This window comes from Polaromonas sp. (assembly GCF_029945685.1).
GTDB lineage: Bacteria > Pseudomonadota > Gammaproteobacteria > Burkholderiales > Burkholderiaceae_C > Polaromonas.
The window spans coordinates 228,383-240,252 of sequence record NZ_JAQSDA010000003.1 but is presented as its reverse complement, the minus strand read 5'-3'; the positions used below and the strand labels follow the sequence as shown (position 1 = coordinate 240,252).

9 protein-coding genes are annotated in these 11,870 nt (G+C 65.3%); 4 read left to right on the top strand and 5 right to left on the bottom strand.

Going from position 1 to position 11,870, the window contains the following annotated elements; genetic code table 11:
* The first annotated feature begins 5 nt into the window (after positions 1-5).
* From PSV26_RS01445 to PSV26_RS01430, 4 genes are all read left to right on the top strand, one after another.
* A complete protein-coding gene (locus PSV26_RS01445; RefSeq protein WP_300566778.1) occupies positions 6-1,400 on the top strand; it encodes a TRAP transporter large permease in 1,395 nt (464 codons plus the stop codon).
* Between the two features lie 110 nt (positions 1,401-1,510).
* Positions 1,511-3,037: a UxaA family hydrolase gene (locus PSV26_RS01440; protein WP_300566775.1), complete on the top strand. Its 1,527-nt coding sequence runs from the start codon at positions 1,511-1,513 to the stop codon at positions 3,035-3,037.
* A 123-nt stretch (positions 3,038-3,160) separates the two neighbouring features.
* Positions 3,161-4,225 carry a malate/lactate/ureidoglycolate dehydrogenase gene (locus PSV26_RS01435; RefSeq protein ID WP_300566772.1) on the top strand — a complete coding sequence of 355 codons (1,065 nt, stop codon included), beginning with the start codon at positions 3,161-3,163 and terminating at the stop codon, positions 4,223-4,225.
* Positions 4,226-4,303: 78 nt separating this feature from the next.
* Positions 4,304-5,740, top strand: a complete 1,437-nt coding sequence (locus PSV26_RS01430) for a mannitol dehydrogenase family protein (RefSeq protein ID WP_300566769.1) — start codon at positions 4,304-4,306, stop codon at positions 5,738-5,740.
* A gap of 98 nt (positions 5,741-5,838) precedes the next feature.
* On the opposite strand, the gene slmA is transcribed toward PSV26_RS01430, so the two are convergent.
* The 5 genes from slmA to PSV26_RS01405 form a co-directional block, all read right to left on the bottom strand.
* On the bottom strand, positions 5,839-6,474 hold the full coding sequence (gene slmA / locus PSV26_RS01425; protein ID WP_300566766.1) for a nucleoid occlusion factor SlmA: 636 nt from the start codon (positions 6,472-6,474) through the stop codon (positions 5,839-5,841).
* 144 nt (positions 6,475-6,618) lie between these two features.
* Entirely contained in the window at positions 6,619-8,019 is a 1,401-nt protein-coding gene (locus PSV26_RS01420; RefSeq protein ID WP_300567003.1) for a sensor histidine kinase, read from the bottom strand.
* 87 nt (positions 8,020-8,106) lie between these two features.
* Positions 8,107-8,799, bottom strand: a complete 693-nt coding sequence (locus tag PSV26_RS01415; protein ID WP_300566763.1) for a response regulator transcription factor — start codon at positions 8,797-8,799, stop codon at positions 8,107-8,109.
* Positions 8,800-8,904: 105 nt separating this feature from the next.
* Positions 8,905-9,816, bottom strand: a complete 912-nt coding sequence (argB, locus tag PSV26_RS01410) for an acetylglutamate kinase (protein WP_300566760.1) — start codon at positions 9,814-9,816, stop codon at positions 8,905-8,907.
* A 69-nt stretch (positions 9,817-9,885) separates the two neighbouring features.
* Positions 9,886-11,805 carry a nucleoside-diphosphate sugar epimerase/dehydratase gene (locus PSV26_RS01405; protein ID WP_300566757.1) on the bottom strand — a complete coding sequence of 640 codons (1,920 nt, stop codon included), beginning with the start codon at positions 11,803-11,805 and terminating at the stop codon, positions 9,886-9,888.
* Between the last annotated feature and the right edge of the window lie 65 nt (positions 11,806-11,870).

Below are 11,870 nucleotides of genomic sequence, written 5' to 3'. Positions count from 1 at the left end.
ACACCATGCTCAAAATCATTTTCCTGCTGCTCATGAGTGGCGGCATTCCAGTGGCCATGGCGATGGCGGGTTCCGCCCTGCTGTATATCTGGTGGACAGGTACACTGCCGGCCTTCGTGGTGATTCACCGCATGGTCAGCGGCATCGACAGCTTTCCGTTGCTGGCCGTTCCGTTTTTCATTCTGGCCGGCAATTTGATGAACAACGCCGGCATCACCAACCGCATCTACAACTATGCGCTGGCGCTGGTCGGCTGGCTCAAGGGCGGCCTGGGCCATGTGAATGTGGTGGGTTCGGTGGTCTTCGCCGGCATGAGCGGCACCGCGATTGCCGATGCCGCCGGCCTGGGCACCATCGAGATCAAGGCCATGACCGACCACGGCTACAGCAAGGAGTTCGCCGTCGGCGTCACAGCAGCCTCGGCCACGCTCGGGCCCATCATCCCGCCCAGCCTGCCGTTCGTGATTTACGGGATGATGGCCAACGTCAGTGTCGGCGCGCTGTTTCTGGCCGGCATCCTGCCGGGCATCCTGATGGCCGTGCTGATGATGCTGACGGTGGCTTACTTTGCCCACAGGAACGGCTGGGGCGCCGACATCAAGTTCGAGTGGCCCCGCGTGATCAAGGCACTGACGGAGACCGTGGTGGTGATTGGCTGGCCGCTGGCGCTCTGGCTGCTGATCACCCAGGCGGGCTTTCCGCCACAGATCACCGTGTTTGCAGGTCTGGTCGTGCTGTTTGCCGCCGACAAATTTTTCAACTTCCAGGCGGTGCTGCCCATCATGACACCGGTGCTGCTGATAGGCGGCATGACGACCGGCATCTTCACGCCCACCGAAGGCGCCATTGCCGCCTGCCTCTGGGCCATGGTGCTGGGTCTGGCCTGGTACCGCACGCTGAACTGGAAAATGTTCGTCAAGGTCTGCCTGGACACGGTGGAGACCACCGCCACCGTGCTGTTCATCGTGGCGGCGGCCAGCATCTTCGGCTGGATGCTCACCGCCACCGGTGTCACCGCGGCGATCTCCGAATGGGTGCTCGGATTCACCAAGGAGCCCTGGGTGTTCCTGCTGCTGGCCAACCTGCTGATGCTGTTTGTCGGCTGCTTTCTCGAGCCCACCGCCGCCATCACCATCCTGGTACCGATTCTTGTGCCTATCTGCCAACAGCTGGGCATTGACCTGGTCCACTTCGGCCTGGTGATGGTTCTCAACCTGATGATAGGTTTGCTGCATCCACCCATGGGCATGGTGCTGTTTGTGCTGGCACGGGTGGCCAAACTCTCGGTCGAGCGCACCACCATCGCCATCCTGCCCTGGCTGGTGCCCCTGCTCGGCTCGCTGATCGTCATCACCTATTTTCCGAAACTGGTGCTCTGGCTGCCAAAAATGGTTTACTGAAGGACGAACTTTCCCCCCGAAGCGCCTTCGGCGCCTCCCCCTCAAGGGGGGGCCACCAGCGGCCCGGCAAAGCCGGTTCCGCGATGGCCCTCGAAAATACAGGACCCACGATGACACCGTTTATTCGCTTACACCCCGCCGACGACGTCCTGATTGCCCGCGCCCAGCTGGTGGGCGGCACCCAGGTCGAAAACATCACCGTCAAGGGTCTGATCCCGCCCGGCCACAAGGTCGCCACACGCGCACTGGCGGCCGGCGAGGCGGTGCGGCGCTATAACCAGATCATCGGTTTTGCCAGCAAGGCGATTGCACCCGGTGAGCATGTGCACACGCACAACCTCGACATGGGCCCCGACAAGGGCGACTTTGCGCGCGACTATGCCTTTGGCGCCGACGTGAAACCCGCCGCCCCGCGGCGCGAGGCCACCTTCATGGGCATCAAGCGGGCCGACGGCCGTGTGGCGACGCGCAACTACATCGGCATCCTGTCGAGCGTCAACTGCTCGGCCACCGCCGCGCGCGCCATTGCCGATCATTTTTCGCGCCAAACCCACCCGGCCGCGCTGAAGGACTTTCCCAATGTGGACGGTGTGGTGGCGCTGACACACGGCACCGGCTGCGGCATGGCCACCGAGGGCATGGGCATGCAGATCCTGGAGCGCACGCTGGCCGGGTACGCGACCCACGCCAACTTTGCCGGCGTGCTGGTTGTGGGCCTGGGCTGCGAGGCCAACCAGATCAACGCGTGGCTGGCGCACAGCGCGCTGCGCGAGGGCGACAACTTCCGCGTCTTCAACATCCAGGACACCGGCGGCACGCGCAAGACGGTGGACAAGGGCATCGCGCTGATCAAGGAGATGCTGCCGCGCGCCAATGCCGTGAAACGCGAACCCTGCAGCGCAGCCCATATCACCATCGGCCTGCAGTGCGGCGGCTCCGACGGTTATTCGGGCATCAGCGCCAACCCTGCGCTGGGCGCGGCGGTGGACCTGCTGGTGGCGCATGGTGGCACCGCCATCCTCAGCGAAACCCCCGAAATCTACGGTGCCGAGCACCTGCTGACACGCCGCGCCGTGCGCCCCGAGATTGCCGAAAAACTGATCGCTCGCATCAAGTGGTGGGAGCACTACACCGCCATCAACGAAGGCGAGATGAACAACAACCCCTCGCCCGGCAACAAGGCCGGCGGCCTGACCACAATTCTTGAAAAATCGCTGGGCGCGGTGGCCAAGGGCGGCACCAGCAACCTCGAGGCGGTGTACGAATACGCCGAACCCGTGGGCGCACACGGCTTTGTCTACATGGACACGCCGGGCTACGACCCGGTCAGCGCCACCGGCCAGGTGGCCGGCGGCGCCAACATCATCTGCTTCACCACCGGGCGCGGCTCGGCCTACGGTTGCGCGCCCTCGCCTTCGCTCAAGCTCGCCACCAACTCGGCCCTGTGGCAACGCCAGGAAGAGGACATGGACATCAACTGCGGCGAGATCATCGACGGTGGTGTGTCGGTCCAGGAGATGGGCCAGCGGATTTTCGAGATGGTGCTGGCCACCGCCTCGGGCGAACAAAGCAAAAGCGAGCAACACGGCTATGGGCAAAACGAGTTCGTGCCCTGGCAAGTCGGCGCGGTCATGTAACCCCTTTTTTCACTCCCTCTCCCCTTGGGAGAGGGCGGGGGTGAGGGCTCTGTGCGCCGAGATGCCCTCACCCTAACCCTCTCCCAGCGGGAGAGGGAACAACATCCACAGAGCTGCAACAACATGCAAAAAACACTCCCGGCCCAGGCCCTGCAAGCGCAGGTAGCTACTGTTTTAATAGCAACTGGCAGCACTGCCGAAGAAGCCGCCACTGTCGCGGCCAACCTGGTGCTGGCCAACCTGAGTGGCCACGACTCGCATGGCATCGGCATGCTGCCGCGTTACGTGGACGCGGTGCTCGAGGGCGGGCTGCATCCCAACACCGGCGTGAAGGTGGTACTCGACACCGGCTCCCTGCTCACGCTGGACGGCCAGCGCGGCTACGGCCAGGTCGTCGGCCAGCAGGCCATGGCGCTCGGCATGGAACGCGCCAAAACCCATGGCAGCTGCATCATGACGCTGGCCAACGCGCACCACCTGGGGCGCATCGGACACTTCGCCGAAATGGCGGTGGCCCAGGGGCTGGTGTCGCTGCACTTCGTCAATGTGTTGTCGCGGCCGGTGGTCGCCCCGTTTGGCGGCGCTGATGGGCGTTACGGCACCAACCCCTGCTGCATCGGCATTCCGCTGCAGGGGCGCGACCCGTTTGTGTTGGACTTCGCCACCAGCCGCGTCGCGCAGGGCAAGATGCGCGTCGCCCACAACGAAGGCCGGCGCGTGGAACCGGGCACGTTGATCGACGAACACGGCCGGCCCACCACCGACCCCGGCGTGGTCGTGGTGCCGCAGAGCAATGGCCTGTTCGGCGCGCTGCTGGCCTTTGGCGAACACAAGGGTTACGGCATGGCTGTGGCCTGCGAACTGCTGGGCGGCGCGCTGACCGGCAGCGGCACCTGGCACAAACCGACCGACCCGGCGGTGCGCGCGGTGATCAACGGCATGCTGACCATCCTGATCGACCCGGCCAGACTCGGCACCCAGGCCACGTTTGAGCAGGAAGCGCTGGCGTTTGTTGACTGGCTGCAGGCCGGGCCGGTGGCGCCGGGGTTTGACGCGGTGCAGATCGCCGGCGACCCGGAGCGGGCTTACCGCGCGCAGCGGCAGGACCAGGGCATCGCGGTGGATGCCCAGACCTGGCAGGAAATTGTGGCCGCAGGGCGCAAGGTCGGGGTGTCGCTGCCCGACTGACGTTTCCCGTCCCCGCGCCTCATGACACTATTAAATTGATAGCTGCCTGCGCTTGTCCGGTGTGGGCTGAAGGCCAAAATGACTATAAAACCCGCTGAAGCGGCGACCCGGCTGGGCAGCGCCTGCCTGCCCGCCCTCGCCGCGCGCGGCATCGCGGTGCCGGCCTACCCGCGCCAGGGCGCGCCGGGCGTCGTGCACCTCGGGCTGGGCGCCTTCCACCGCGCCCACCAGGCGCTGGTGTTTGACACGCTGCTGCAGAGCGGCGACACGCGCTGGGGCGTGTTCGGCGTGGCCATGCGCAGCACGCAGCTGGCCGATGCCTTGACCGTGCAGGACGGCCTGTACGCGGTGCAGGTGGCAAGCCGCGCCGGCAGCCAGTGGCAGGTCGGCGGCGCGATCTGGCAGACCGCCGTCGCCGCGCGTGAGCCGGCGCAGGTGGTCCAGGCCATCGCCGCGCCGTCCACCCGCTGGCTGACGCTGACGGTCACCGAGAAGGGCTACGGTCCCGAGCTGGGCCGGCTGATCGCGCAGGGCCTGGCCGCGCGCCATGCCGCCGGCCTGCCGGGCCTGACCATGGCGTCCTGCGACAACCTGGCGCACAACGGACGCCAGTTGCAGGCCCTGTGTGTGAACGCCGCGCGGCCACTGAGCCCCGCGCTGGCGGACTGGATTGAGCGCGCCTGCGCCTTCCCCAACAGCATGGTGGACCGCATCGTCCCCGCGGCCACGCCGCAACGCCTGGCTGCCGCCGCGCAGGCGCTCGGCGTGGCCGACCAAGCCGCGCTGGGCACCGAAGCTTTCTGGGAATGGGTGATCGAGCGACGTTTTGCCGACCCGGGCGACGCCGATCTGCTGGCCGGCGCCGGCGTGACGGTGGTGGACGACGTGGCGCCGTTCGAGGACGCCAAGCTGCGCCTGCTCAACGGCAGCCACACGGCCATGGCCTGTCTGGGTGCGGTGGCCGGCTGGCCGGTGATCGGCGAATGCATCACGCAGCCGGCCGTGCTCAGCTTCATCCACGGCCTGATGACCCGCGAGGTGGGGCCCCAGCTCAGCCGCCCCGACTGGGCCGGCTACCGGGATGCCCTGCTGGCGCGGTTTGCCAACCCCGCGCTGCAACACAGCGTGCACCAGATCGCCACCGATTCCTCGCAGAAAATTCCCCAGCGCTGGCCGCCGTCAGTGCTGGGCGCGCTGCGCGCCGGCCTGCCGGTGGACGGCCTGGCGTTTGCCGCCGCAGCCTGGATGCGTTATGTGCGCGGCTGCGACGAGCAGGGAAACGCCTATGCGATGAACGATCCGATGGCCGGGGAACTGCAGGCGCTGGCCCAGATGCATGCCGGCGACGCCGAGGCCAGCGTGCAGGCGCTGGGCACATGGCGGGTGATCTGGGGCGAGGCCCTGCCGGACAACACGCACTGGCTGGCGCTGGTGGGCCGGCAACTGGACCGCATCGAGCGGCTCGGAGTTCTGGCGGCGCTGGCGCAGCTGCAGGCAGACGGGAACGACGACTGAACCGCTGGCCGGACCCCGATCTTCTGAACAAAATGTGCCGCCAGCCCTTATGCCTCGGGCGCGAGCAGCTATCTTTTTGAGAGTGAGGCCAGAGCCTGTTAACCCAGCACCACGGCCAGGCTGGCGTCAAGGTGTTCGGTCGGCAGGCGCTTGAAGCCGGAGCGCGAGAAGCGCTGCAGGCGGCCCATCATGAAGGCCACGATGACCGACGCCTGCACCTGCGCCTGCACGGTCGGTGTGGCGGCGCCGTCGGCCCCGGCGGCATCGCGCAGGTTTTGCTTGAGGCTGGACTCGAGCTTGTCGAAAAACTGGTTCATGCGCTCCTGCAGGCGCTCGTTTTCGAACACCAGGGCGTCGCCGGCCATGACGCGGGTCATGCCCGGGTTTTTCTCGGCAAACTGCAGCAGCATGACGACCAGCCGGCGGGTGCGCTGCGCCGGGTCGGTCTCGCGTTCGGCGATCTGGTTGACCAGGGTGAACACGGTCTGCTCGATGAACTCGATCAGCCCCTCAAACATCTGTGCCTTGCTGGCAAAGTGGCGGTACAGCGCCGCCTCGCTGACTTCAAGCCGGGCCGCCAGGGCCGAGGTGGTGATGCGCTCCGCGCCGGGCTGCTCCAGCATGGTCGCCAGCGCCTGCAGGATCTGCACGCGGCGCTCGCCCGGCTTGGGGCGCTTGCGCGGCGCAGCCGGCGTGGAGAGCGCGGGACTCACATCGGACTCAAACTCGGACATAGGGCATGCAGTGCGTTGTTGTAAGAGATGTTTCAAAAAATCGGCCGGCGCTTTGGATTCTCGCACAGGCCGAGGGGGCTTTCGAACGAGGCCAGTCAGGGGCAAACCCGCGTACGCGGCCCTGCAGCAGCATGGTTTTGGGGGTCAGACCGGCGAACGCATCACCAGCCGCACCCGCAGGCCGCCGGCGGCGTCGTTCCGGCTGCCGGCGGCCTCCAGCGTCAGCTGCGCCCCGTGCGCCCGCGCAATCTCGTCGGCAATGGCCAAGCCCAGGCCGTTGCCCTCCCCGCCGGTGCCGGGCACCCGGTAAAACCGCTCCAGCACCCGGGCGCACTCGGCAGCAGGAATGCCCGGCCCATCGTCTTCCACCTCGAGAAAAACCTGTGCATGGGACTCCAGCGGGCCGCAGCGTATCGTGACCGTGCCGCCGGGCGCCGTGTATTTCACAGCGTTGTCCACCAGGTTGCCGAGCAGCTCGCGCAGCAGCCATTCGTGGCCGGAGACCTGGGCAAAACGCACCTCCAGCCCCAGGTCAATGCCTTTGGCCGAGGCTGCATCCAGGTGAAGGGCCAGCACCGACTCGCACAGGTCCTTGAGGTCCACCCGATGCACCGGCTGGCCCGCCATCTGGGAGGCATCTGCCCGCGACAGGGCCAGCAACTGGTTGGCCAGCTGCGAGGTGCGCCGGGTGGCGCTGCGCAGTGCCATGATCCTGTCGGCCGACAGGGTCAGTTGCCTGCCTGCCGCGGGCGCCATGGCCGCCTGCGCCCAGGCTTCCACCTGGGCTTGCAGCCCCGCCAGCGGGGTGCGCAGCTGATGCGCGGCATCGGCCACAAAGCGGCGCTGGCCCTCGGCCTGGTCGTTGACCAGCGCAAACAGGCGGTTCAGTGAGGCGACCAGCGGCCGCACTTCGCTTGGCGTGCTCTGCGGGTCAATCGCGCTGAGGTCGCGCGGGGACCGGCGCTCGACCGCTTCCTTGAGCGCCAGCAGCGGCCGCAGGGCCCGGGTGACGGCCCAGTTGACGGCCAGGGCAGCGGCCAGCACCAGAATCAGGTTGGGCAACAGCACCTTGACAACGACCGAGCGCACCCACTGCTGGCGCGCATCCGAGCCATCGGCCAGCTGCAGGATCAGCTCGCCCGCCGCGGTTTTGACGCGTTGCACCACCACCCGGTAGGTGACGCCGTTTTCCTCCATGCTGTGAAACTCGGGCTCGCGGGTGGTGGGCACCACCATGCTGATCCAGGCGTCACCCCCCAGGAAACGGCCATCCGCATCCGACACCCGGTAACCGGCAAAGCCGGCACGCGCCTTGAGGAACTCCTCGACCGGTGGCGCCAGCAGCATCACGGGAATGTCGTCGGCCGTGCGGCCGGGCGCGAGTACCGAGTCGGCCAGCAGGGGCGCCAGGCGCCGCAGCTGCTGGTCTTGCTGCAGGGCGGCATTGCCCGCCGCTTCGTAGTCGAAGTAGATGCTGATCAGGGCAAACAGGGCCAGGGGCGCCAGCAGCAGCAGCAGCAGGCGGCGCTGAAGCCCTGATTTCATGGCCGCCGGCACGCTCAAGGCAACGGCTTTTTCCGCGACAGCCGCCGTGGCCGGATCAGCGCCGGTGTTCTCTCGCATCGAGGCAGCCTAGGCCGGCGCGTCCAGCGACTCGCCGCCCACCAGCTCCAGCCGGTAACCAAAGCCACGAATGGAACGCAGTGCGATGCCGTGCGGCTCCAGCTTGCCCCGCAGGCGCGAGACGTAGACCTCGATCGCATTGGGGGTGATTTCCTTGTCCCAACCGGTCAGCGCGGCCAGCAGTTTGTCCTTGCTGGCAGGTTTGGGTGCGTGGATCAGCAAATACTCCATCACCGTCCATTCCCGCGGCCCCAGATCAATCAGCTGCCCGTTGGCGCGCGCCTGGCGGTTCGCCGAGTCGAGCTCCAGCGCACCGAAACTCAAGATGGCACTGGTGGCCGCCTGCGAGCGGCGCAGCAGCGCACGCAGGCGCGCCAGCAGCTCGGGCAGTTCAAAAGGTTTGACCATGTAGTCATCCGCGCCCAGGTCCAGGCCCTGCACCCGGTCCTCCAGGGCGTCGCGCGCCGTGAGGATCAGCACCGGCATGGCCAGCCCCCTGCTGCGCAGCCGACGCGTGAGCTCCAGGCCGTCGATTTTGGGCAGGCCGATGTCGATGATGGCGGCGTCAAAACTCTCGCCCTGCAGCACCTCCTCGGCACGCTCGGCACTGCCGACCCAGTCCACCGCATAACCGGCGTCCGAAAGCCCCAGCTTGATGCCGCTGGCCAGCATGACGTCGTCTTCAACCAGGAGAAGTCTCATAGATCAGGAGCATAGGGGCCGCAGCAGACCACATTCATGGGGGATTACACCAGCAGCGGCACATCCGACAGCCCGGCGTCAGCAAGGGCAGGCCCCGGGGGGCCGTCAATGCGAGCGGATCATCGTGCCGTACGCCTGGTCGGTCAGGATCTCCAGCAGCATGGCATGCGGCACGCGGCCGTCGATGATGTGCACCGAGTTCACCCCGCTTTTGGCCGCATCCAGCGCGCCCTCGATCTTGGGCAGCATGCCGCCGGAGATGGTGCCGTCGGCAAACAGGTCGTCGATTTCGCGGGCACTGAGGTCGGTCAGCAGTTCGCCGGCCTTGTTCAGCACGCCGGGCGTGTTCGTCAGCAGCACCAGCTTTTCGGCCTTCAGCACAATGGCCAGCTTGCCTGCCACCACGTCGGCATTGATGTTGTAGCTCTCGTTGTGCTCGCCAAAGCCGATCGGGCTGATCACGGGAATGAAGGCGTCGTCCTGCAGCGCCTTGACGACGCTGGGGTCGATGCTGAGGATGTCACCGACAAAGCCGATGTCGTGCTCTTTGGCCGGGTCGTCCTTGTCGACCATCTTGAGTTTCTGCGCCCGGATCAGGCCGCCGTCGCGCCCCGTCAGGCCCACCGCCTTGCCGCCGGCCTGGTTGATCAGGCCCACGATGTCCTGCTGCACCTGGCCCGCCAGCACCCACTCCACCACTTCCATGGTTTCCTCGTCGGTCACGCGCATGCCTTGCACAAATTCGCCCTTCTTGCCCAGGCGATTGAGCGCGGTCTCGATCTGCGGCCCGCCGCCATGCACCACCACCGGATTCATGCCGACCAGCTTGAGCAGCACCACATCCTCGGCAAAGTCCGCCTGCAGCGCCGGGTCGGTCATGGCATTGCCGCCGTACTTGATGACCAGCGTCTTGCCGTGGAACTTGCGAATGTAAGGCAGTGCCTGCGCCAGAATTTCGGCCTTGTCGCGCGGGCCTACGTGGGAGAGGTCGGGGTCGGGGTGGGAGGTGGTCGTCATTGCGGCTGGCCTTGGATAGGGAAATAATGGTGAATTGTGCCGCATGCTTGCCGGAACACCCCCACCTCACTAACTCGGCTGGTATCCCTGCACGTGGCACTTGAGCGTGGCCTTGATGGCTTCGACGTCGTCAGCTTGCGCAACGAGCCGGAACGCGCGCAATTCTGGAGCCAATTCCGACCATGACAGGAAAGGCTCATGGGCCTTCATGATGCGGGGATGCGCCGTGGATTCAGGGTTGTCGCCGATCAGCAGCTCCTCGTAGAGTTTTTCTCCGGGGCGCAAACCTGTGACCTTGATCTCAATATCACCGGTATCCGCACCTTCTTCCCGCACAGTTAAACCTGACAATTCAACCATGCGACGCGCCAGATCCATTATTTTTACGGGTTCGCCCATGTCAAGCACAAAGACATCACCCCCCACAGCCATGGCACCAGCTTGCAGGACCAACTGCGCCGCTTCGGGAATGGTCATGAAATACCGGGTGACCTCGGCATGAGTGACCGTCAGCGGACCGCCATCGGCAAGTTGCCGGCGAAAAAGCGGGACAACGCTGCCGCTTGAGCCAAGCACATTGCCGAATCGAACCATGGTGAAACAGGTATTGTTGGCATGAGCGCTGCCAGACCCGGGGCCGGAGTCGAGAAAGACCGGCGTTCTTTCAGCCGCCAGCGCCTGCAGTACCAACTCGCCCATGCGTTTGCTGGCACCCATTACATTCGTGGGCCGCACGGCTTTATCGGTGGAGATCAGCACAAAACGCGCTACCGAATTCTCCAGTGCAGCACGAGCCATGTTGAGCGTACCGAACACGTTGTTTGCAATGCCTTCACCGGCATTGCCCTCCACCATGGGCACATGCTTGTAAGCGGCTGCATGGTAAACAATGGCTGGTTGGTAAAGCTTGCACAAGGCCGACATCCGGTCATAGCTGCCCACGCTTCCGAGCAAAGGCACCAGCTCAACCGGCAGTTCAGCCGCGGACTCTCTGACGGAGCAAAGTACCTGAAGCTCCTGGTGAATCGCGTAGAGTCCGTACTCGCTGTGGTCCACCAGCAGCAATTGGCGTGGTCCCTGCAGAAGAATCTGGCGACACAACTCGCTACCTATGCTGCCGCCCGCGCCCGTTACTAACACGACCTTGCCAGTGATATCCCGCGCGAGTAGTTGCCTGTCAGGCGGAATGGGGGTGCGCCCCAACAGATCTTCCACATCCAGCTCACGAAAATCCCTTACCGTCACCCGTCCGCTTGCCAGGTCGGCCCAGGCTGGCAATGTACGGATATGAACAGGCAACCCACGCAAGCTTTCGATAATGCTATTTCGGCGCTCCCTCGATGCACGGGGCAATGCCAGCAAGATGTCAGTGACCTGGTGCCGGGCCACAACCTCCGGCACATCGATAAGACCGAATACCGGTACGCCATTGATGCTGCGCCTCATCTTCGAGGCATCATCGTCAATAAAACCGACCAGCTTGTATTGGCCTGTTATGCCAATGGCGGTGGCCGTCTGCACGCCGGCATTGCCTGCCCCATAAATCAGAAGGCGCCCTTCCACCTGGCGGGCCATGCGGCCGGGATCCGACAACCAGAACCGAGCCAGCGCGCGGCTGGTGCCCACCAGAACCAGAAAGATCACAGGCTGCAACAAGCCAATGGTGCGCGGTATGCCTGGCCACTGTTGCCACAGCAACAAGGCAAAGAGCAAGACACCATAAACCGCGATCGCCTGCGCAGTCGCTACCAGAGCAGCGAGACCGGTGTACCGGAAAATGGCGCGGTAAAGCCCAAATTTGATAAAAACTGGAATGGCCAACATGGGCGCCAATCCATAAGCCGCCCACTGCATGTCGGAGGGCCAGTGCAGCGTGTCCAGCCGCAGCGAAAATGCCATCCACATCGCCGCCACGGCCATGACCACGTCCAGCAACATCACCAGTAACCATTTGGTCACGCGCGACCAACTGAGAACCTGCCTACGCATGAACATTGGCCAACAAAGGTCGGAGAAAGAAGCGCTTTTTCCCCGCCGCCACACGGGCCCATCCC